The 21,091-nt window shown below is 72.1% G+C and carries 21 protein-coding genes and 1 pseudogene; 11 read left to right on the forward strand and 11 right to left on the reverse strand.

All coding sequences use genetic code 11. The features are described 5' to 3' along the window. Positions 1–194, reverse strand: a pseudogene (locus tag ACZ4Z4_RS00005) (aa3-type cytochrome oxidase subunit I); the annotation flags it as partial. Then, positions 191–1,153, reverse strand: coding sequence for an aa3-type cytochrome oxidase subunit II (gene ctaC, locus ACZ4Z4_RS00010; RefSeq protein ID WP_468319945.1), 963 nt, complete (start codon positions 1,151–1,153; stop codon positions 191–193). The gene ctaC and the pseudogene ACZ4Z4_RS00005, both read right to left, overlap by 4 nt. Before the next feature lie 374 nt (positions 1,154–1,527). On the opposite strand from ctaC, the gene ACZ4Z4_RS00015 reads away from it, so the two are divergent. Further along, the gene (locus ACZ4Z4_RS00015) at positions 1,528–2,904 is read left to right on the forward strand and encodes an aminotransferase class V-fold PLP-dependent enzyme (RefSeq protein WP_468319948.1); all 1,377 of its coding nucleotides are present in this window, start codon (positions 1,528–1,530) and stop codon (positions 2,902–2,904) included. A 3-nt stretch (positions 2,905–2,907) separates the two neighbouring features. On the opposite strand, the gene ACZ4Z4_RS00020 is transcribed toward ACZ4Z4_RS00015, so the two are convergent. After that, positions 2,908–3,882 (reverse strand): carbohydrate kinase family protein, encoded by a 975-nt coding sequence (locus tag ACZ4Z4_RS00020; RefSeq protein ID WP_468319951.1) that lies wholly within the window; start codon positions 3,880–3,882, stop codon positions 2,908–2,910. Between the two features lie 144 nt (positions 3,883–4,026). On the opposite strand from ACZ4Z4_RS00020, the gene ACZ4Z4_RS00025 reads away from it, so the two are divergent. Together ACZ4Z4_RS00025 and ACZ4Z4_RS00030 are read left to right on the forward strand one after the other, a co-directional pair. Then, positions 4,027–4,254 (forward strand): hypothetical protein, encoded by a 228-nt coding sequence (locus tag ACZ4Z4_RS00025; protein ID WP_468322150.1) that lies wholly within the window; start codon positions 4,027–4,029, stop codon positions 4,252–4,254. 166 nt (positions 4,255–4,420) lie between these two features. Further along, positions 4,421–5,923, forward strand: a complete 1,503-nt coding sequence (locus ACZ4Z4_RS00030) for a hypothetical protein (RefSeq protein WP_468319953.1) — start codon at positions 4,421–4,423, stop codon at positions 5,921–5,923. Positions 5,924–5,995: 72 nt separating this feature from the next. On the opposite strand, the gene ACZ4Z4_RS00035 is transcribed toward ACZ4Z4_RS00030, so the two are convergent. Next, positions 5,996–6,352 carry a HesB/IscA family protein gene (locus tag ACZ4Z4_RS00035; protein WP_030933606.1) on the reverse strand — a complete coding sequence of 119 codons (357 nt, stop codon included), beginning with the start codon at positions 6,350–6,352 and terminating at the stop codon, positions 5,996–5,998. Positions 6,353–6,600: 248 nt separating this feature from the next. On the opposite strand from ACZ4Z4_RS00035, the gene nadA reads away from it, so the two are divergent. Beyond that, positions 6,601–7,806: a quinolinate synthase NadA gene (nadA, locus tag ACZ4Z4_RS00040; protein WP_468319956.1), complete on the forward strand. Its 1,206-nt coding sequence runs from the start codon at positions 6,601–6,603 to the stop codon at positions 7,804–7,806. Between the two features lie 43 nt (positions 7,807–7,849). Here nadA and ACZ4Z4_RS00045 read toward each other — a convergent pair whose 3' ends face one another. From ACZ4Z4_RS00045 to ACZ4Z4_RS00060, 4 genes are all read right to left on the reverse strand, one after another. After that, positions 7,850–8,530, reverse strand: a complete 681-nt coding sequence (locus ACZ4Z4_RS00045; RefSeq protein WP_468319959.1) for a response regulator — start codon at positions 8,528–8,530, stop codon at positions 7,850–7,852. Next, a complete protein-coding gene (locus ACZ4Z4_RS00050; RefSeq protein WP_468319962.1) occupies positions 8,527–9,747 on the reverse strand; it encodes a sensor histidine kinase in 1,221 nt (406 codons plus the stop codon). The genes ACZ4Z4_RS00045 and ACZ4Z4_RS00050 overlap by 4 nt, the downstream gene beginning before the upstream one ends. Before the next feature lie 141 nt (positions 9,748–9,888). Beyond that, positions 9,889–10,167: a PspA-associated protein PspAA gene (pspAA, locus tag ACZ4Z4_RS00055; protein WP_468319965.1), complete on the reverse strand. Its 279-nt coding sequence runs from the start codon at positions 10,165–10,167 to the stop codon at positions 9,889–9,891. Positions 10,168–10,193: 26 nt separating this feature from the next. Then, the gene (locus ACZ4Z4_RS00060) at positions 10,194–10,991 is read right to left on the reverse strand and encodes a PspA/IM30 family protein (protein ID WP_468319968.1); all 798 of its coding nucleotides are present in this window, start codon (positions 10,989–10,991) and stop codon (positions 10,194–10,196) included. A gap of 293 nt (positions 10,992–11,284) precedes the next feature. Here ACZ4Z4_RS00060 and ACZ4Z4_RS00065 point away from each other — a divergent pair, with 293 nt between their 5' ends. The 3 genes from ACZ4Z4_RS00065 to ACZ4Z4_RS00075 all read left to right on the forward strand — a co-directional run bounded on the left by ACZ4Z4_RS00065 (position 11,285) and on the right by ACZ4Z4_RS00075 (position 13,869). Then, complete coding sequence (locus ACZ4Z4_RS00065; RefSeq protein WP_468319971.1) at positions 11,285–11,911, forward strand: DUF3043 domain-containing protein; 627 nt, start codon at positions 11,285–11,287, stop codon at positions 11,909–11,911. A gap of 74 nt (positions 11,912–11,985) precedes the next feature. Further along, positions 11,986–12,693, forward strand: a complete 708-nt coding sequence (locus ACZ4Z4_RS00070; protein ID WP_468319974.1) for a class I SAM-dependent methyltransferase — start codon at positions 11,986–11,988, stop codon at positions 12,691–12,693. A gap of 96 nt (positions 12,694–12,789) precedes the next feature. Next, a complete protein-coding gene (locus tag ACZ4Z4_RS00075) occupies positions 12,790–13,869 on the forward strand; it encodes a S1C family serine protease (protein ID WP_468319977.1) in 1,080 nt (359 codons plus the stop codon). A 49-nt stretch (positions 13,870–13,918) separates the two neighbouring features. Here ACZ4Z4_RS00075 and ACZ4Z4_RS00080 read toward each other — a convergent pair whose 3' ends face one another. Beyond that, on the reverse strand, positions 13,919–14,155 hold the full coding sequence (locus tag ACZ4Z4_RS00080; RefSeq protein WP_468319980.1) for a hypothetical protein: 237 nt from the start codon (positions 14,153–14,155) through the stop codon (positions 13,919–13,921). Between the two features lie 99 nt (positions 14,156–14,254). Here ACZ4Z4_RS00080 and ACZ4Z4_RS00085 point away from each other — a divergent pair, with 99 nt between their 5' ends. Then, a complete protein-coding gene (locus ACZ4Z4_RS00085) occupies positions 14,255–15,463 on the forward strand; it encodes a bifunctional adenosylcobinamide kinase/adenosylcobinamide-phosphate guanylyltransferase (RefSeq protein ID WP_468319982.1) in 1,209 nt (402 codons plus the stop codon). A 22-nt stretch (positions 15,464–15,485) separates the two neighbouring features. Here ACZ4Z4_RS00085 and ACZ4Z4_RS00090 read toward each other — a convergent pair whose 3' ends face one another. Then, the gene (locus ACZ4Z4_RS00090; protein ID WP_468319985.1) at positions 15,486–16,538 is read right to left on the reverse strand and encodes a class I SAM-dependent methyltransferase; all 1,053 of its coding nucleotides are present in this window, start codon (positions 16,536–16,538) and stop codon (positions 15,486–15,488) included. Between the two features lie 134 nt (positions 16,539–16,672). Here ACZ4Z4_RS00090 and cobT point away from each other — a divergent pair, with 134 nt between their 5' ends. Genes cobT through ACZ4Z4_RS00105 form a run of 3 tightly spaced genes read left to right on the forward strand, consistent with a single transcriptional unit; the run spans position 16,673 to position 20,317 of the window. Beyond that, positions 16,673–17,752: a nicotinate-nucleotide--dimethylbenzimidazole phosphoribosyltransferase gene (gene cobT, locus ACZ4Z4_RS00095; RefSeq protein WP_468319988.1), complete on the forward strand. Its 1,080-nt coding sequence runs from the start codon at positions 16,673–16,675 to the stop codon at positions 17,750–17,752. Between the two features lie 58 nt (positions 17,753–17,810). Beyond that, complete coding sequence (locus ACZ4Z4_RS00100; RefSeq protein ID WP_468319990.1) at positions 17,811–19,589, forward strand: phosphatidylglycerol lysyltransferase domain-containing protein; 1,779 nt, start codon at positions 17,811–17,813, stop codon at positions 19,587–19,589. Then, positions 19,586–20,317 (forward strand): hypothetical protein, encoded by a 732-nt coding sequence (locus tag ACZ4Z4_RS00105; RefSeq protein ID WP_468319993.1) that lies wholly within the window; start codon positions 19,586–19,588, stop codon positions 20,315–20,317. Before ACZ4Z4_RS00100 ends, ACZ4Z4_RS00105 begins: the two co-directional genes overlap by 4 nt. On the opposite strand, the gene ACZ4Z4_RS00110 is transcribed toward ACZ4Z4_RS00105, so the two are convergent. Continuing rightward, a complete protein-coding gene (locus ACZ4Z4_RS00110) occupies positions 20,224–21,021 on the reverse strand; it encodes a hypothetical protein (RefSeq protein WP_468319996.1) in 798 nt (265 codons plus the stop codon). The two genes, ACZ4Z4_RS00105 and ACZ4Z4_RS00110, sit on opposite strands and share 94 nt — an antisense overlap. Positions 21,022–21,091: the final 70 nt, after the last annotated feature.

The raw sequence follows: 21,091 nt of genomic DNA on the forward strand, positions 1-21,091 counted from the left end.
AGCGCCATCACACCGCCGATGCAGAAGAACGCGAACGACGTGACCAGATAGAGCGTGCCGATCGTCTTGTGGTCAGTGGTGGTCAGCCACTTGATGACGACGTTTCCCGGCTGCTTGCGCCGGACCGGCAGCTCGTTCTCGTACGAGTCGGTTGGTGCTGCCGCGGCACCCTGGGGTTCGTTGAGGATGCTCACAGGTTGTTCGTCTCCCGGTTCTTCTCGTGGCCCGTCTGCTCGATGCCGGCCGGGATGTAACCGGTCTGGTTCTTCTTCACCAGGTCCTCGAGGTGCTGCTTGTAGCGCTCGGGAGAGACGACCTTGACGTTGAAGAGCATCCGGGAGTGGTCGACGCCGCAGAGCTCGGCGCACTTGCCCATGAAGGTGCCCTCCTTGTTCGGAGTGACCTCGAAGGCGTTGGTGTGGCCCGGGATGACGTCCTGCTTCATGAGGAACGGCACCACCCAGAAGGAGTGGATGACGTCACGCGAAGTCAGAACGAAACGGACCTTCTCGCCCTTGGGGAGCCAGAGGGTCGGTCCGGGGTTGCCGTTCTGGGGGTTCCGCTCGCCGGGCGTGCCGACCTCGTAGACACCGCCGGCGTTGGCCGGGAAGTCCTTGCGGAAACGGTCCGGAATGGCGTCCAGGTCCTTGGACGTCTTGGCGTCGTCCTTGTCGGAACCCGGCACGTCCTCGATGTAGTTGAAGCCCCAGCTCCACTGGTAGCCGACCACGTTGATCGTGTGGGCCGGCTTGTCCTCGAGCTCGAGGAGCTTCGACTCGTCACGTGCCGTGAAGTAGAAGAGCACGGAGACGATGATGAGAGGCACCACGGTGTACAGCGCCTCGATGGGCATGTTGTAACGCGTCTGCGCCGGTACTTCCACCTTGGTGCGGCTGCGCCGATGGAAGATGACGCTCCACAGGATCAGGCCCCAGACCAGGACGCCCGTGGCGAGCGCTGCCGCCCACGAGCCCTGCCAGAGGGAGAGAATCCGCGGAGCCTCTTCCGTTACCGGGGTGGGCATTCCAAGGCGGGGGAAATCCTTGTATGTGCAACCGGTGGCGGTCGCCAGGATCAGGCCCGCAGTCAGCACCTGCGGCAGCTTCCGCCGCATCGGGCGCCGCGACGAGCGGTCGGAGCCGTTGGGACTCACGTAGCGCCTTCCCGAGAGTCTCGCCCGCGCGGTCGGCTGCGGCCTTCACGCTGGTAGGTCGCCGCCCTGCGTCGGGCAGGGGTTTGGATGTTTATGCGGACCAAACCCTACTGGACGCTATTTGGGGTCGCGCGGGGAGGGTGCCTAACGCGCCGCGGGTCACTCCGAAGGGTGGGACGGGGCGCCGTCGGCCCCTTTCTGACGGAGGGTCGGGGCGCCTTTGAGCTCGGTGGAATCCCTCGGTCCGCGGGTGCGGGTTCGCTGGGGCCGGGCGCGCAGTTCCCCGCGCCCCTGAGGGGGAGCGGCCCTGCGGGCGCTCCCCCTCAGTGCGCTCCCCGGAGTCAGCCGGTTAGTGGACGTCTTAGCGTTGGCGTGTGGCCTACTTCGATGTTGCTTCCTCCGCTCCCCTTCATCCCGTTGCCCGGCAGGCCCTCCAGGCCTCGCTGGACGAGGGGTGGGCCGATCCCGCGCGGCTCTACCGGGAGGGGCGGCGGGCCCGGCTGCTGCTCGACGCGGCGCGGGAGGCCGCCGCCGACGCGGTGGGCTGCCGGCCCGACGAGCTCGTCTTCACCTCGTCGGGCACCCGTGCCGTGCACACGGGCATCGCGGGTGCGCTCGCCGGGCGGCGGCGCGTCGGACGCCACCTGATCGTGTCGGCCGTCGAACACTCGTCCGTGCTCCATTCGGCGCAGGCCCACGAGTCCGAGGGCGGGACGGTGACCGAGGTGGCGGTGGACCGGGGCGGGGCGGTGCGCCCGGACGCGTACGCCGCCGCGCTGCGCGAGGACACCGCGCTGGCCTGTCTCCAGTCCGCCAACCACGAGGTCGGCACCGAGCAGCCGGTCGCGGAGGTGGCCGCGGTCTGCCGGGCCGCCGGGGTGCCGCTGCTCGTGGACGCCGCGCAGTCGCTTGCGTGGGGGGCCGTCGAAGGGGACTGGTCGCTGCTGACCGGGAGCGCCCACAAATGGGGCGGGCCCGCGGGTGTCGGGCTTCTTGTCGTACGTAAAGGGGTGCGGTTCGCCGTGCGGGGTCCCGTCGACGAGCGGGAGTCCGGGCGCGCCGCGGGGTTCGAGAACATCCCGGGCATCGTCGCGGCGGCGGCCTCGCTGCGGGCGGTGCGGGCCGAGGCCGCCGCCGAGGGGGCGCGGCTGCGGGAGCTGACGGAGCGGATCCGGGCGCGGGTGCCCGGGGTCGTGCCGGATGTGGAGGTGGTGGGCGATCCGGTGCGGCGCCTGCCGCACCTCGTCACCTTCTCCTGTCTCTATGTCGACGGGGAGACATTGCTGCACGAGCTCGACCGGGCCGGTTTCTCCGTGTCGTCGGGGTCCTCGTGCACGAGTTCGACGCTGACGCCGAGCCATGTGCTGCGTGCCATGGGGGTGGTCAGTGAGGGGAACGTGCGGGTCTCGCTGCCGGCCGGGGCGGCGGAGGCGGACGTCGAGCGGTTCCTCGACGTGCTGCCCGGGGTGGTGCGCGGGGTGCGGGAGACCCTGGGGGCGCCGGTGGGGGGCGGGAGCGGGGAGGCCGAGGCCGTGACGGTCGACGCGCTCGGGCTGAGCTGCCCGCTGCCGGTCATCGAGCTGGCCAAGGCGATCGGCGGGGTGCGGGTGGGCGGCACCGTCACCGTGCTCGCCGACGACGAGGTCGCGGCGGTCGACATCCCGGCGTGGTGCTGGACGCAGGGCCAGGAGTACGTGGGTGAGCACCCGGCGGACCACGGTGTCGCGTATGTGGTCCGCCGGAGCTCGTGACCGTCAGGCGAGGTGCGGCTGGACCTCCGCGGCGGCCGCGTGGCCGTACGCCTTGGTGAAGCGGTCCATGAAGTTGCTGCGGCGCAGCTCGTACTCCTGCGTGCCGACGGTCTCGATGACGAGGGTGGCGAGCATGCAGCCGACCTGCGCCGCGCGCTCGTGGGAGACGCCCCAGGCGAGGCCCGACAGGAAGCCCGCGCGGAACGCGTCGCCGACGCCGGTCGGCTCGACCTTCGCCTCCTCCTCCGGGACGCCGACCTCGATCGGGTCCTGGCCGACGGACTCTATGCGGACGCCCTGCGAGCCGAGGGTCGTCACGCGGTGGCCGACCCTGGAGAGGATCTCGGCGTCGGTCCAGCCGGTCTTGGACTCGATGAGCCCCTTCTCGTACTCGTTCGAGAAGAGGTACGTCGCGCCGTCGAGGAGAGTGCGGATCTCCTCGCCCTCCATGCGCGCGATCTGCTGGGAGAAGTCGGCGGCGAAGGGGATCTCGCGGGTGCGGCACTCCTCGGTGTGCCGGAGCATCGCCTCGGGGTCGTCGGCACCGATCAGGACGAGGTCGAGGCCGCCGACGCGGTCGGCCACCGTCTTCAGCTCGATGAGGCGGGCCTCGCTCATCGCGCCCGTGTAGAAGGAGCCGATCTGGTTGTGGTCGGCGTCCGTGGTGCAGACGAAGCGCGCGGTGTGCAGGGTCTCGGAGATCCGGACCGAGGCGGTGTCCACGCCGTGCCGGTCGAGCCAGGCCCGGTACTCGTCGAAGTCGGAGCCGGCGGCGCCGACCAGGATCGGGCGGGTGCCGAGCTGCCCCATGCCGAAGGTGATGTTGGCGGCGACGCCGCCCCTGCGGACGTCGAGGGCGTCGACGAGGAAGGAGAGGGAGACCGTGTGCAACTGATCGGCGACCAGCTGGTCGGCGAAGCGGCCGGGGAAGGTCATCAGGTGGTCGGTGGCGATGGAGCCGGTGACTGCAATACGCACGGCTGGGTGCTCCTGTGGCGGAGAGGCGGGATTGACAGTTCACGCTACCGGGTCGAGGTGCCGTGGAGGCACCGTCCCTGAAGTGCCAAAACTACCCGATAGTAGGGCTTTTTTCGTGGGCTGCCGGATGCATACGGTGCCGTTATGACCGTTATCCCGAAGGATGTCGTTCCGCACCGCCTCGCCGTCCCCGCGGCGGAGGCCCCGGAGAGCATGGAGACGCTGCGCGGGGACTGCGCCCGCATGGCGCCGCACTGGGTGGTGCCCGCCGTCGCCGCGACCGCGCCCGTGCCGCCCTCGCTGATCCACGGCGTCAGCGTGCCGCCCGCCTCCGCCCGCCTGCTCTCCGAGATGTCCGAATACGGGGACTGACGGAGACCGGCTCCGGAGCTCCGGCGCGCGCGATGGAACCGTGCGCTCCCCCGCTGCGTCCCATCGCCGTCCCCCGTAAAGGGGAACCGGGATACGACAAGCCCGCCGGTGGAAGTCACCTGTGGGATTCCTGGGACAGCGGCAGCACAGTCGAAGGAGCGATGCGGTGAGCACCGAGCGATCCGTTCATGAGGCGGCCGAGCCGCAGCGGCGACGGTCCCGCCTGGCCGTCGTCTCGGTCGCGGCCACCGTGCTGCTGGTCGGCGGCGGTGGCGCGTACCTCGCGTCGGGCGCGTCCGGCAGCGGTGGCGGCGGCAGAGACGGGGCCCCCGCGGCGGACGGCGGCGATCCGCCGCCGCTCGCGCTGGACGGCTATCCGGCCGGCGACCGGCAGGACGACGGCGGGAGCTCCACCGGCGGCACCGGTGGCATCGCGCCGGGCGAGCCCGACCCGAGCGGCGCGACGTACCGGGCGACCGGCGAGCTGCCCGACGGGCCGGAGTCGGCCGCCGTGTACCACGCGCGCGGCGAGGTCACCCGGGCCGAGGTGAGCAGGCTGGCCGAGGCGCTCGGGGTGACCGGGACGCCGACGTCGCGGGACGGCGCCTGGCGGGTCGGCCAGGACAAGGACGGCTCCGGGCCCTCGCTCCAGGTGAACAAGCAGGCGCCCGGCACCTGGACGTACGCCAGGCACGGCATCGGCGGCACCGACAACTGCTCCAAGGGCAAGCCCTGTTCCGGCACCGCGCCGAACGGGGAGCTGGGCGACGCGGTGAGTGAGAAGGCCGCCAAGGACGCCGCCGCCCCCGTCCTGAAGGCGCTCGGCCAGGACGACGCGAAGCTGGACGCACGCCAGCTCATGGGTGCCGTACGCGTCGTCAACGCCGACCCGAAGATCGACGGCCTGCCGACCTACGGCTGGTCGACCGGCATCCAGGTCGGCACGGGCGGCGAAGTGGTCGGCGGCAGCGGCCAGTTGAAGGCGCCGGACAAGGGTGCGACGTACCCGGTGATCGGCGCGCGGGAGACCCTGGACCGGCTGAACGCGACGAGCGACGGCCACGGCCGCATCGGCATCGGCGGCTGCGCCACCCCGGTGCCGCACATGGACGACAGCACGAAGACGGAGGGCGGCGGCGGGTCGAAGCAGGCGCCGTGCGAGCCGTCGTCGACGCCCCCGAAGCCGCGGCCGGTCGCCGTCGAGGGCGCCACGTTCGGCCTCGCGACGCACTTCGTCGACGGCAGGCAGACGCTCGTGCCGTCCTGGCTGTTCGACATGAAGCCACAGGGCGCGCGGGACACCTTCACGGTGACGCACCCGGCGGTCGCGCCCAAGTACCTGACGTCGCCGAGCACGCCGGGCACGCCCACGCCCACCGAGAAGCCGGGCAAGGGCGACCGGGCCGGCACGGGCAAGGCGCGCGTCGAGTCCTACAGCGCCGACGGGAAGTCGCTGACCGTGCACTTCTGGGGCGGCGCGTGCAGTGAGTACGCCGCGTCCGCGCGCGAGGACGGCGACCGCGTCACGGTCACGGTGACCGAGACCGGGCGCAAGGGCGACGTCTGCATCATGGTGGCCAAGGAGCTCAAGGAGACGGTCACCCTCGACAAGCCGCTGGGCGACCGCAAGGTCGTCGACGCCGCGGGCGAGACGGTGCGGCGGAAGTAACGCGCACGCGCGAAGGCGGCGGCCCCCTGGATTCCAGGGGGCCGCCGCCTTCGTGCGTGGGTGCCTACAGGCTCAGCTGAAGGAGTCGCCGCAGGCGCAGGAGCCGGTGGCGTTCGGGTTGTCGATCGTGAAGCCCTGCTTCTCGATGGTGTCCACGAAGTCGATCGAGGCGCCGCCCAGGTAAGGAGCGCTCATCCGGTCGGTGACGACCTTCACGCCGTCGAAGTCCTTGACGACGTCGCCGTCGAGCGAGCGCTCGTCGAAGAACAGCTGGTAGCGCAGGCCCGAGCAGCCGCCGGGCTGCACGGCGACGCGCAGCGCCAGGTCGTCCCGGCCCTCCTGCTCAAGGAGGCCCTTCACCTTGGCCGCGGCGGCGTCCGACAGGAGGATGCCGTCGCTCACGGTGGTGGTCTCGTCCGATACGGACATCTGCTTCTCTCCCGGGTTGTACGGAGACTGCTTGCCGACGGTTGCAACCGGCGGGGCCGCGGATTCATTCCGGGCCGAGCGCTTACGTCCTTACCCCTTCATGCTCGCACATGCCGCCCGGCGCGCGGGCGGAGCGGGGAACGGCGAATGCGTCACATCGACACTATGGCCATCGTCAAACTGACGTGAAGCGGTTATGATAGATAACGTCAATTAGACGAAAAGGTTCGTCTGTCAGATCAGAAAAGGTGCGTGCCGTGACCACCGCCCAGTCCCCCGCGAACCTCGTGGACCTCGACGTCCAGCCCACGCCCCTCGCGCTGCTGCTGCTCGGCCGCGAGGCCGACCCCAAGAGCGAGCGCGGCGTGGATTGCCCCGGCGACCTCCCGTCCCCCTCCGACCCGGACCTGGTGGAGCGCGCCCGCGCCGCCAAGGAGAAGCTCGGCGACAAGGTCTTCGTGCTGGGCCACCACTACCAGCGCGACGAGGTCATCCAGTTCGCGGACGTCACCGGTGACTCCTTCAAGCTGGCGCGCGACGCCGCCGCCCGGCCGGACGCCGAGTACATCGTCTTCTGCGGTGTGCACTTCATGGCCGAGTCCGCGGACATCCTGACGACGGACGACCAGAAGGTCGTGCTCCCCGACCTGGCCGCCGGCTGCTCGATGGCCGACATGGCCACCGCCGAGCAGGTCGCCGAGTGCTGGGACGTGCTGACGGAGGCCGGCATAGCCGAGCAGGTCGTCCCCGTCTCGTACATGAACTCCTCGGCCGACATCAAGGCCTTCACGGGCAAGCACGGCGGCACGATCTGCACGTCGTCCAATGCCAAGCGTGCCCTTGAGTGGGCGTTCGAGCAGGGCGAGAAGATCCTGTTCCTGCCCGACCAGCACCTGGGCCGCAACACCGCCGTGCGCGACATGGGGATGTCCCTGGACGACTGCGTCGTCTACAACCCGCACAAGCCGAACGGCGGCCTGACCGCCGAGCAGCTGCGCGACGCGAAGATGATCCTGTGGCGCGGGCACTGCTCGGTGCACGGGCGGTTCTCGCTGGAGAGCGTCGAGGACGTGCGGGCGCGCATCCCCGGCGTGAACGTCCTCGTGCACCCGGAGTGCAAGCACGAGGTCGTCGCCGCGGCCGACTACGTGGGCTCCACGGAGCACATCATCAAGACCCTGGAGGCGGCGCCGGCCGGCTCCAAGTGGGCCATCGGCACCGAGCTGAATCTCGTACGCCGCCTGGCGAACCGTTTCGCCGCCGAGGACAAGGAGATCGTCTTCCTCGACAAGACGGTCTGCTTCTGCTCGACCATGAACCGCATCGACCTGCCGCACCTGGTCTGGGCCCTGGAGTCCCTCGCCGAGGGCAACCTCGTCAACCAGATCGAGGTGGACCGGGAGACCGAGCAGTTCGCGAAGCTGGCGCTGGAGCGGATGCTGGCGCTTCCGTAGCCCTCGGCTCCACTCCGGCCGCGGCTCCACTCCGCCCGCGGCTCTACTCCGCCCGCGGCCGCACCAGGCCCGACTCGTACGCGATGACGACGAGTTGGGCCCGGTCGCGGGCGCCCAGCTTCGCCATCGCCCGGTTCACATGGGTCTTGACGGTGAGCGGGCTGACTTCGAGGCGCTCGGCGATCTCGTCGTTCGAGTGGCCGCCCGCGACCTGCACGAGGACCTCGCGCTCGCGCCCGGTGAGCGCGTCGAGCCGCTCGCCGCGCGCCGGCACGTCACCGTCCAGGCCCTCGCCCTGCGCGAGGAACTTGGCGATCAGCCCCTTGGTGGCCACCGGGGAGAGCAGCGCCTCGCCGGCCGCCGCGATACGGATGGCGCCGAGCAGTTCGTCGGGCTCCGCGCCCTTGCCGAGGAACCCGGAGGCGCCCGCGCGCAGCGACTGCACCACGTACTCGTCGACCTCGAACGTCGTCAGCATCACCACGCGCACATGGGCCAATGCGGGGTCGGCGCTGATCAGGCGGGTGGCGGCCAGGCCGTCCGTGCCGGGCATCCGGATGTCCATCAGGACCACGTCGGCCCGCTCCGACCTGGCGAGTTCGACCGCCTCCGCGCCGTCGGACGCCTCGCCGACCACCTCCATGTCGGGTTCGGAGTCGACGAGCACCTTGAACGCGCTGCGCAGCAACGCCTGGTCGTCGGCGAGCAGTACGCGGATCGTCACGCGGTCCCTCCCTTTGCCGTGGTGACGGGCAGGATCGCATGGACGCGGAAGCCGCCGCCGTAGCGGGGTCCCGCCGTGCAGCTGCCGCCGAGTGCGGTGACGCGTTCCCGCATGCCGAGCAGGCCGTGGCCGCCGCCGTCGGTGTTCTGCGCGTCGGCCTTGCCGGGGCCGGGGCCGTCGTCGATCACGGTGACCTCCACGTTCGGGCCGACGCGGACCACGCTCACCTCCGCCTTGGCGTCCTTGCCCGCGTGCTTCTGCACATTGGTCAGCGCCTCCTGAATGATGCGGAACGCGGCGAGGTCGACGGCGGCCGCCAGGTCGAGGCCGACCTGGCCGAGGGCCACCTCCACGGGCAGGCCGGCGTTGCGGAACGTCTCGACGAGCTCGTCGAGGCGGTGCAGGCCCGGCGCGGGCTCGGTGGGCGCCTCCGGGTCGCCGGTCTGCCGCAACAGGCCGACGGTGGCGCGGAGTTCGTTGAGCGCGGAGCGGCTGGCGTCCCGTACGTGCGAGAGGGCTTCCTTGGCCTGGTCGGGCCGCCTGTCCATGACGTGCGCGGCGACCCCGGCCTGCACGTTGACCAGGGCGATGTGGTGGGCGACCACGTCGTGCAGATCCCGGGCGATGCGCAGCCGCTCCTCGGCGACGCGGCGCCTGGCCTCTTCCTCCCGTGTGCGCTCCGCCCGCTCGGCGCGCTCCCTTATGGCGTCCACGAAGGCGCGGCGGCTGCGCACCGCGTCGCCCGCGGCGGCGGCCATCCCGGTCCAGGCGAAGATGCCGAGGTTTTCCTGCGCGTACCAGGGCAGGGGGCCCGAGAGCATCGCGACGCCGGTGAGGCCCGTCATGGTGACGAGGCCGATCCGCCACGTCGTGGAGCGGTCGGTGGTGGCGGCGACGGTGAACAGCGCGATGACGGCGCACATCACCACGGGCGCGCGGGGCTCGCCGGTGAGCAGTTCGACGAGGGAGGCGGCGCAGGTCGCGGCCAGCACGGACCAGGGCGCGCGGCGGCGGAAGACCAGGGCGAGCGCGCCGAGCGCCATCAGGAGCAGGCTCGGGATGTCGGGGGTGCGGGTGCCCCAGGTGGGGCCGTGCTCTCCATAGGGCTCGGCGAAGGAGCCGACGACCATGCAGACGAGGACGGCGGAGGCGAGCACCGCGTCCACCGCCAGCGGGTGTGTTCTGGCCCAGCCGCGGCCTCGTACGAGAGTGGTCACTTGCTAAACGGTACGGGGGCTGGCCGGGGGCCTTGACCAGATCTCCGGCATCGGGGTTCTTGTTCGGCTGCGGGTTTGTTGTGGCTGGGCGCGCAGTTCCCCGCGCCCCTGACAGGCGCCCCTGACGGGCGCCCATGCGTACTAGCCCGGGATCAGGCCGTCGTCGCTGAGCATGGCTCGGACCTCGTCCAGGGTGGCGTCCGGGGAGGGGAGGATCAGTTCGGAGGGTTCGAGGGCGTCGTCCGGGAGGGGGGTGCCGAGCTCCCGGACCGTGTCCAGGAGCGCGTGCAGCGTGCGGCGGAAGCCGGCGGAGTCGCCGCCCTCCATCTCCTCGAGGAGTTCGTCGTCCAGCTTGTTGAGTTCGGCGAAGTGGCTGTCGGCCAGCTTCACCTGCCCCTCCCCCATGATCCGTACGATCACGTCGCCCTCCTCGGACGTATGTAGGGCTACTGCTTGTCGAAGCGCGGGGTGTCCTGCGGCTGCTGCTGCGACTGCGGGCGGCCCTGGCCGCCTTCGATCGCCTGCTGTCCGCCGCCGGAGCCCCCGGCGAGCTCCGCCTTCATGCGTTGCAGTTCCAGCTCTACATCTGTACCACCGGAGAGGCGGTCCAGCTCGGTCTGGATGTCGTCCTTGGCCAGTCCGGAGGAGTCGTCGAGGGCACCGGATGCGAGCAGTTCGTCGATCGCGCCGGCCCGCGCCTGGAGCTGCGCGGTCTTGTCCTCGGCGCGCTGGATCGCCATGCCGACGTCGCCCATCTCCTCGGAGATGCCGGAGAAGGCCTCGCCGATGCGGGTCTGCGCCTGGGCCGCGGTGTACGTGGCCTTGATCGTCTCCTTCTTGGTGCGGAAGGCGTCGACCTTGGCCTGAAGGCGCTGGGCCGCGAGGGTGAGCTTCTCCTCCTCGCCCTGGAGGGTCTGGTGCTGCGTCTCCAGGTCCGTCACCTGCTGCTGGAGCGCGGCGCGCCGGGACAGGGCCTCGCGGGCCAGGTCCTCGCGGCCGAGCGCCAGCGCCTTGCGCCCCTGGTCCTCCAGGGTCGACGACTGCTTCTGGAGCTGGGTGAGCTGTAGCTCGAGGCGCTTGCGGGAGGTCGCCACGTCGGCGACGCCGCGGCGCACCTTCTGCAACAGCTCCAACTGCTTCTGGTACGAATAATCGAGGGTCTCGCGCGGGTCCTCGGCCCGGTCAAGGGCCTTGTTCGCCTTCGCGCGGAAGATCATCCCCATACGCTTCATGACACCGCTCATGGGCTTCGCGCGCCCCCTTCTGACGGACTTCCAGCTCCAGGTACTGCTCAGAACCCACAGTACGGGCCCTGCATCCATTACCGCACTGTTCGCGGGCGGATGCGCTCATCCCCAAGGACGACTGCGTCCGGCACCGCTCCGGCGTAAGGAGTAGGTGCACCCCTGTGAACCGACCCCGAGGCCGACACGGGCGACGCTCGCCGAAGCGGCCGCATACCGTCCACTACCTCCCCTTAGACACATAAATCAAGACGCCCGGTGTTGCCGGATCGTTCCCGGCCGGGCCGACGTCCATGCCTGTGCACCCCGTACCCTTGGCTTTTGTGTTCCGTAGCCGATCCAAGGAAGAGAAGGCCCCGGCCGCGCAGGCGCCGGTGACCGACTCCAACCAGCCCCGTGACCCGCAGGCCCCCAAGGGCCGCCCCACCCCCAAGCGCGCCGTGGCGCAGTCGCAGCGTCGCAGCGTGACGAACACGCCGACGTCGCGCAAGGAGGCCGCCAAGCGGCAGCGCGACGAGCGCCGCGCCCAGATGGCGAAGCAGCGCGAGGCGCTGGCCAGCGGTGACGAGCGGTTCCTGCCCGCCCGTGACAAGGGTCCCGTGCGCAAGTTCGCGCGCGACTTCGTGGACTCGCGCTTCTGCGTCGCCGAGTTCTTCCTGCCGATCGCGGTGCTCATCCTGGTCATGAGCATCGTGCAGATCCCGCAGCTCCAGAACATCTCGCTGCTGCTGTGGCTCTTCGTGATCGTGCTGATCGTCGTCGACTCGGTCGCCACCGCGTTCCGCCTGAAGAAGCGGCTCAAGGAGCGCTTCCCGGGTGAGAACACGAAGGGCGCCGTCGCGTACGCCCTGATGCGCACGCTCCAGATGCGCCGTCTCCGGCTGCCCAAGCCGCAGGTCAAGCGCGGAGAGCGGCCCTGAGCGGATTCACCGGCGGCGCCGGGGCCTGGCTGGAGAAGCTGGGCGGCCTGCGCAACGCCGTGCGACAGGAGCTGGTGGCCCGCCAGCTCGACGAGCAGATAGCGGGGCGCTTCCCCGTGGGGCAGCGGCTGCGGGTGCTCGACGTCGGCATGGGCCAGGGCACGCAGGCGCTGCGGCTCGCCCGCGCCGGGCACAACGTGACGGGCGTCGAGCAGGACCCCGCCATGATCGCCGCCGCGCGCGCCGCGCTCGCCCGGGAACCCGAGGGCATCCAGGGGCGGGTGCGGATCGTCGAGGGCGACGGACACCAGACCGGCGTGCACTTCATGCCGGGCAGCTTCGACGTGGTGCTGTGCCACGGCGTCCTGATGTACGTGGAGGAGCCCGACGCGCTCCTCGCCGGGCTCGCCCGGATGCTGGCGCCCGGGGGGCTGCTCTCGCTGCTCGTGCGCAACGCGGAGGCGCTGGCCATGCGGCCGGGCATCGCCGGCGACTGGGCGGGGGCGCTCGCCGCCTTCGACTCCGTCACGTACCGCAACCGGATCGGGATCGAAGCCCGCGCGGACCGGCTCGACGCGCTGACCTCCTCCCTCGCGGGGCTCGCGGCGCCGCTCCAGGTCTGGTACGGGGTGCGGGTCTTCACGGACACCGTGGCCGACGGGGCCGCGGTCCCTCCGGACGGGGAGCTGGAGGCGCTGCTCGCCGCGGAGGAACGGGCGGGGCGGACCGATCCGTACCGACGGGTCGCCGCGCTGCTGCACCTGTGCGGGGTGCGGGACTAGGGCTTTGGGGTACGGGCCGGCCGGGTGTCGCGGGGCGACGCCTGATCGGCCCTGTAAGTCAGGGCGGCGCCGCCCGGCGAAACCGACACTCGGGACATGAGTGTCTTCCGTACGCGTGCCGTGCCGTCCGCCGCCCTCTCCCTTCTCGCCGTCCTCACCGCCGTCTCGCTCGTCGGCGGCTGCGCCTCCTCGGGGTCGGGGTCCGGCTCCGGTGACTCCGGCAGATCCACCACGCAGGCCGCGCCCGCCGCCGCGAACGATCTTCAGGAGGACTACCAGAAGGTGATCAAGGACGTTCTGCCGTCCGTCGTCCAGATCGACGCCGCCGACGGTCTCGGCTCCGGAGTCGTCTACGACACCAAGGGGCACATCGTCACCAACGCCCATGTCGTGGGCAAGGGCAAGCGTTTCAAGGTGACGACCGCGACCGGCGAACAGGCCCTGACCGCCGAGCTGGTGGCCGCCTACCCGGAGCAGGACCTCGCCGTCGTCAAGCTGGGCGACGTGCCGAAGGGGCTGAAGGCCGCGGAGTTCGGCGACTCCACCAAGGCCGAGGTCGGGCAGATCGTGCTGGCCATGGGCTCCCCGCTCGGCCTGTCGTCCAGCGTCACCCAGGGCATCGTCTCGGCGACCGGGCGCACGGTCAGCGAGGGCCGCTCCGGCGGCGGGACCGGGGCCACCATCGCCAACATGGTGCAGACCTCGGCGGCGATCAATCCCGGCAACAGCGGCGGCGCGCTCGTCGACCTCGACGGGCGGGTCATCGGCATCCCGACGCTCGCCGCGAGCGACCCGGACATGGGCGACAGCGCCGCGCCCGGCATCGGCTTCGCGATCCCGTCCTCGATGGTGAGGACCGTCGCCGACCAGATCATCGAGAGCGGCCGGGTCACCGACTCGGGCCGGGCCGCGCTCGGCATCACCGGCCGCACCGTCCTCGGCGAGGACTACCGGCCCGCGGGCGTGGCCGTCGTCGAGACCCAGAAGAACGGCGCGGCGGCGAAGGCGGGCATGGCGGCCGGGGACATCATCACGCGGCTCGGCGACGCCGAGATCACCACGATCAACTCCCTCTCCGAGACCCTCGCCTCGGCCGAGCCGGGCCAGAAGAGGCGGGTCACGTATGTGCGGGACGGCGCCGAGAAGTCGGTGGACGTCACGCTCGGGGAGATGTAGCGGCGGCGGCCGTGACGGGAGGCACCCGCGGTGCGGGCGCCTCCCCCTCCTAGGCGGACGTCCCGGCGTCCTCCGGCTCGCTCTCCATGTGCAGGCTCATCGGGCCGTAGATCTTGTTCGTGTCCTCGAAGAGGGTCACCTGGTCGGCGCCGCCCTCGGCGAGTTCCTTCCAGTACTCACCGACCCAGGACTCCGCGTCGCCCTGCGTGGTGAACTCCTCGGGCTGTACCGCGGGCCGGACCTCCGTCCCGTCCGCCTTCTCGAACAGCCACGTCCATGCCGCCATGTCAGCCTCCCGAGGTCCCGTGGCGGTGTGAAACCGCCTGAATCCGCTTGAAGCCTAGCCGGGCGAGCGGCGCCGGACCCGACGCGGGAGGATCTTCGTGTGGAACTGACTCTGCTCGGCACCGGTGCCCCCGGCGGGCTGCCCCTCCCCGACTGCCCGTGCGCGGTCTGTGCGACCGCGCTCGGTGACGCGGCGCGCGCCGCGACCGCGCTGCTCGTGGACGGCGTCCTGCTTCTCGACCTCACCCCCGGAGCGGCCTTCGCGGCGGCGCGTGCCGGACACTCGCTCGGCGGAGTGCGCCAGGTGCTGCTCTCCCACCCGCACGACGGGCCGCCCGTCGAGGTGCCCGCGGGGCTGCCGCAGCCCGGGCGGGTCGCGGACGGTCGGGAGTTGGCGCTGCTCACCGGGCACCGGGTGCGTGCGGTGGCGCTGGACGCGCCGGGCACCGGGTACGAGGTGACGGGGCCGGACGGGGAGCGGCTGCTGTATCTGCCGCCGGGCGGGGCGCCCGCGGGGCTCGGCGAGGGGAACGGCGGGCAGGTGACGTACGAGATGGTCGTGGGGGATGTCCTGGGGCGTCCCGACGGGCTCGCGCGGCTGCGTGCGGCCGGGGCCGTCGGTCCCACCACCGACGTGCTGGCGGTGCACATCGGCCACGGGGCGCCGCCGGGCGGTGAGCTGACGCGCCGGCTCGCCGCCGTGGGGGCGCGGGCCGTGCCGGACGGATCGACGCTGGTGGTCGGCGCCTACGAGGACGTACCGGACGTGCCGCGCCGCACCCTCGTCCTGGGCGGCGCGCGCTCGGGCAAGTCGGTGGAGGCCGAGCGGCGCCTTGAGGCCTTCCCCGACGTGCTGTACGTGGCGACCGGCGGGACCAGGAACGGTGACACGGAGTGGGCCCAGCGGGTGAGCCTGCACCGGGAGCGGCGCCCCGGCTCCTGGCGGACCGCCGAGACCTGCGACCTGGTGCCGCTGCTGGCGCAGGACGGGCCGCCGCTGCTCATCGACTGCCTGTCGCTGTGGCTGACCCACGTCATGGACGAGGTGCGGGCGTGGGACGACGCCGAGTGGGCGGGCGGCGGGGAGCGGGCGCTGCGGGACCGGGTCGGCGAGCTCGCGGAGGCGGTGCGGGCCACCCGGCGTACGGTCGTCGCCGTCTCGAACGAGGTGGGCTCCGGGATCGTCCCGGCGACCGCGTCGGGCCGCCGCTACCGCGACGAACTGGGCCGTCTGAACACGGCGTTCGCCGCCGAGTGCGAGCACGTGCTGCTCGTCGTGGCGGGTCAGGCCCTGACGTTGCGCGGCTGACGCGGGCCGTGCCGCCGGGCGCCTACGCCGGGCCTCGGCGCGCGACGACCCGGTAGGTGTTGGCGAAGCCGACGCGCGTGAGCAGGGGCGCCAGGAGTACGTCGAGGGCGCCGGCGAGCGCCACCGGCGGGACGGACGCCCACCGTGCGGCCCGCCGCAGCGCCAGCCGGAGCGGCGGGGCGGGCCTGGCGCGCCAGGGGACGTCGGGCTCGGGGGTGCGGGCGGCGAGGAAGAGCGCGACCGCCGCGCTCAGGTCGACCGGTACGTGCGCCGCGCGCCGCTCGACGCCGACGACCGTGAAGCCGAGGCGTTCCAGCTCCCGGCGGAGGTTGGCGAGCGGCACGAGGTGCAGGTGCTGCGGCTGGCCGTACGCGAGCCACCATCTGCCGAGCAGCCCGGCGTAGCGGCACTCGGGGTCGGGGGCCTCGATCAGGAGGTGGCCGCCGGGGCGCAGCACGGTTCTCGCGGCTCTGAGTTCCGCGCGCGGGTCGGGGCCGCGTTGCAGGCTGTGGAACATGCTCAGCGCGTCGTAGCGGCCGGCGAGGGAGCCCGCGAGGCGGGTGAGGGTGCCGCGGTGGCCCTCCTCGATGCGGCCGCGCCGCACGCCCTCGGCGACGCCGCGGCCCCGGTCGGTGCCGTCGAAGGACGTGTACGGCAGGAGCTGCTTGGCCAGGGCGGGGAAGTGCGCGGCGCCGGTGTCGACGTCGAGCCAGCACTCGGGCTCGTCGAGGGCCCGCACCGCGCGGACGGCGGCGAGGCGGCGCTTCGTGCCCGCCCGCGCGGCCGCGCCGAACAGCTGTCCGCGGCGCAGGTCCCTGCGGTAGAAGTGCCGGCCTTCGGCGGTGAGGCGGGGGTTCTGGAAGCAGTGGCCGCAGTCGCCGCACCGGTCGACGCGGAAGCTGCCCGGCTTGCGCTGGACCAGGTCGGTGGTGCGCAGCCTGGTCCGCAGCCGCCCGGAGCCGCACCAGGGGCAGTCGGTGCGGCGGGGCTCGTGGAACCGCTCGGTGCCCTGGGCGAGTTCGGCGAGGTAGGCGGGGCGCCGGGCGGCGACCCGGCGGGCGGCATCCGCGGTCATGGGCGTACTCCTGGAGGAAGCCGATACAAACGGGAACGTAAAGGACACTCCCCCACAAGTGGTGACGCTACGCCTGGCGCCGACCGCAGGGGCGTTCGAGCGGCACGGCCGCCGCTCCCGGTACTGTTCGGCGAATGAGCTCGCTGAATCTCGACGACTTCACCGACCTGATCGAGCGGCCCGACGGCGGGGTCCGCCGCGACGCCGAGGAACGCAGGGAGCGGCAGACCGTGCCGCCCGGCGCGCTGGGCCGCCTCGACGAGCTCGGCGAGTGGCTCGCGGCGGCCCAGTCGTCGGTGCCGGTGCGGCCGGTCGAGCGGCCGCGCGTGGTGCTGTTCGCCGGCGACCACGGGGTCGCCGAACTCGGCGTGTCGGCGCGGCCCGCGGGGAGCGCCGCCGCCCTCGTCCGTGCCGTGCTGGCCGGCGAGAGCCCGGCGGCCGTCCTCGCCCGCCGCCTCGACGTACCCGTCCGCGTCGTCGACATGGCGCTCGACTGCGAGCCGGACGAACTGCCCGCCGAGGTCGCGGGGCACCGGGTGCGGCGCGGTTCGGGACGCATCGACATCGAGGACGCGCTGACCGTCGAGGAGGCGGAGCGCGCGCTGCGCGCGGGCATGGCCGTCGCCGACGAGGAGGCGGACTCCGGCACCGATCTGGTCGTGCTCGGCGATGTGAGCGTGGGCGGTACGACGCCCGCGGCGACGCTGGTCGCGGCGTTGTGCGGGACCGACGCGTCGGTGGTGACGGGGCGGGGCGGCGAGCCCATCGACGACCTGGCGTGGATGCGCAAGTGCGCGGCGGTGCGGGACGGGCTGCGGCGGGCGCGGCCGGTCCTCGGCGACCAGCTGGAGCTGCTCGCCGCGGTGGGTGGCGCGGACGTGGCCGCGATGACGGGTTTCCTGTTGCAGTGCGCGGTACGGCGGACGCCGGTGATCCTCGACGGCGTCGTGGCGTCGGCCGCCGCGCTGGTCGCCCAGCGGGTCGCCTTCCGGGCGCCGGACTGGTGGCTCGCGGGCCACGACAGCGGGGAGCCCGCGCAGGCCAAGGCGCTCGACCGGATGGCGCTCGAACCGCTCCTGACGCACGGGGTCAAGGTCGGCGAGGGCGCCGGAGCGCTGCTGGCCCTGCCGCTGGTGCAGGCCGCCGCGGCGCTCGCGGCGGAGCTTCCCGAGCGGCCCGCCGCCGATCCGGCAGCTCCCCTCGACGCTCGGTGATCATTACTGATCGTCCCTGATCACGCTCAATGGGTTGAGACCCATATGATCCCTTTTCATGGGAGATGAGCAGGGAGCCGAGCAGGCCGCCGCCGGGCGGCGGACGACACGCACCGTCATACAGCGCCGCGCCGCGGGATTCACGGTCTGGTATCTCCGGGCCGTCACCTTCATCAACTTCCTGAGCGCGGTCTGGGTCTCCCTCGGGCAGGACCTGCGGCAGCACAACACGGAGGACTACTTCACCCCGTACATGCTGACCGCGGGCTTCGCCTCCGGGGCGTTCACGCTGTTCCTGGCGATCACCATGCGGCGCCGCAAGCGCGCCGCGTGGATCCTCAACCTCGTCCTCGGCGGCCTCTTCCTGCTGCTCTTCGCCTTCGCGATGGTCTTCCCGGAGATCCGCCGGCACGCGCAGAACTGGATCTCCCTGGCGCTGACCGCCGCGTTCGTCGCGGCCCTGGTCGCCGGCCGCCGCGAGTTCTACGCCAAGGGCGACCGTGCCAACCCGAAGCTTGCGTCCGCGGTCGCCGTCGGCGGGCTCCTGGTCACCTCGCTGATCGCGGCGCTGCTGGTCACCGCCACCAACGGCGCCCACGACGACCACCGTTCGACCTTCCTGGAACGCTGGCGCTACGGCACCATGCGCCTCGTCTCGCTGGCCGCCGACGACCAGCGCTTCGAGGGCATCGCCACGCCCGGCTGGGTCGATGTCGTCATCAACGTCCTCAGCGCGCTGCTGGTCTGCGCGGTGCTGTACGCGGCGTTCCGCTCCCGCCGGGCCGTGGACCCGCTCACCGAGGACGACGAGGAGAGGCTGCGCGCGCTGCTCGACCGGCACGGCGACCGGGACTCCCTCGGCTACTTCTCGCTGCGCCGCGAGAAGAGCGTCGTGTGGTCCCCGACCGGCAAGGCGGCGGTCGCGTACCGCGTCGTCGGCGGTGTCTCGCTGGCCTCCGGCGACCCCATCGGCGACCCGGAGGCCTGGCCCGGCGCGATCGAGCCGTGGCTCGCCGAGGCCCGCGAGCACGGCTGGATCCCCGCCGTGATGGGCGCGAGCGAGGAGGCGGGCACGATCTACGCGCGCCACGGCCTGGACGCCCTGGAGCTGGGCGACGAAGCCATCGTGGAGATCGCCGACTTCACCCTTGAGGGACGCGCCATGCGGACCGTCCGGCAGGCGTACAACCGGGTGAAGCGCGCCGGGTACACGGTCCGGATCCGCCGGCACGAGGACATCCCCGCGGATGAGATGGCGGCCCTCCTGGAGCGCGCGGACGACTGGCGCGACGGGGCGACCGAGCGCGGCTTCTCGATGGCTCTCGGGCGGCTGGGCGATCCGGCGGACGGCCGGTGCGTGATGCTCGAATGCACGGACGGCGACGGCGTGTTGCGGGCGGTGCTCTCCTTCGTCCCGTGGGGGCCGCACGGGCTCTCCCTGGATCTGATGCGGCGTGACCGCGACTCCGAGAACGGCCTGATGGAGTTCATGGTCATCGAACTCCTGCAATACGCCCCCGAGATCAAGATCACTCAGGTCTCGCTGAACTTCGCGATGTTCAGGTCGGTCTTCGAACGCGGCTCGCGGCTCGGTGCGGGCCCGGTCCTGCGCCTGTGGCGGTCGCTGCTCAGCTTCTTCTCCCGGTGGTGGCAGATCGAGTCCCTCTACCGCGCCAACGCGAAGTACCGGCCGATCTGGGAACCCCGGTTCCTCCTCTTCGAGAAGAGCGCCGACCTGCTGCGCATCGGCATCGCGGCGGCCCGCGCGGAGGGCTTCCTGGAGGCGCCGGGCCTGCCGAAGTTCCTGCACCGCAAGCACCTGGAGTCCAGACGATGAGTGCCCTGGCCCGCCGCGCCCGCGCCGAGTGGGGAGAGCTCTTCTCCACCGTGCGCGGGGCGCTCGCCGCCCGGCGGTGGCGGGCCGTGCCCATGACGCTGGCGGCGGTCTGTCTCACGGCGCTCTTCCAGTACGTGCAGAACCAGCCCTGGGGCTTCCGGTTCGTGCAGAACGTCGGCTGCGTGCGCGCCGAGGACCCGCTCTGGCTGGCCCTGCTCCGCACCCCGCTCTCCCTCTTCGTGCCCGCCCTCGACCTGCCGGTGTGGGGCGCGCTCGCGCAGCTCCTGATCGTCTTCGGGATCGCGGAGATCTGCCTGGGCCGGTGGCGCACGCTCCTCATCGCGTACGTGGCCACCCTCGCCGGCACGCTCTACGCGCGCGTGGCCATCGAACTGGGCCCGGACAACCCGATCGGTCTCCCCGCGTCCGACGCGCACGTCGTCGACACCGGCCCGTCGGCCGCCGTCGTGGGCCTCGCCGTTTTCGTCTGCTGGCGCTACCGGGCGTACTTCACCGCCGCCCTGGTCACCGCCCTGATGGTCGTCGAGGTGCTGGTCAAGAACAATCTCGCCGGCAAGGAGCACCTGGCCGCCATCGCCGCCGTGCTCGTGCTGTGCGTGCTCACGGCGGTACGTCACCGGGGCGGCGGCAACCGGTCCGACGGGTCCTCGGACGGTTTCGGCTCGGCGGGCGACGGGCCCGGCGCGAAGCCGCCGATCCAGTCCTGAAGCCTGCGGCGCGGGCCCGACCAGCGGCGGTCGTGGTGGAAGGCCCGCAGCCCGGCACGCGCGCGGGCCCGGTGCCGGTTGCGGTAGAACCGCCGCGCCCACGCCGATCCCGGCCGGGCGAGGCGGACCGCTCCGACCAACGCGACGAACGGCACCACCATGCCGATCAGAGCCGTGCGCAGCTTGCCCTTGAGGAGCGCGATCACCGCGAAGGCGCAGTTGACGCCGACGTTCAGCGCGAACAGGGCCCGGTTCTGCCGCTCGACGGGCGTCAGGTCGTTGACCCCGAGCGGCGTGAAGCCGGTGAGCACGAGGACGACCAGGGCGGCCGTGAGCATCACGGCCTCCACACTCTTGCGGCCCTGCTCGCTCCAGTACACGTCGTCGAGATGGAGGATCAGCGCGAACTCGTCGAGGACGAGGCCCGCGCCGAGCCCGAAGATGACAGCGGCGTACAGCGGCCCCGCGCCGTGCCGTCCCGCGGCCACCGCCCAGAACCCGCCGACCAGCATGAGGAAGATCCCCGGCACGACGTGGTGGACGTGCACGTCGCCCGTGCGGATGTTGCGGAACGGTCCCTTGCCCGCCCGGATGAGCCGCGTGATGGTCCTGGTGACCAGGAACGACGCCACGAAGGAGAGCAGCGCGAGCAGCAGCGGCAGCTTCCCCGGCTCGACGACGTTCCGGTACCACCAGTCGTTCATGCCCCCATCCTCGGCGGCGGCCGGACGTGCCGCACCCGGGTGCCGGTCGGCCGGGCGCCGGGCCCGGATA

The sequence above is a fragment of the Streptomyces sp. NPDC030245 genome (assembly GCF_055572995.1).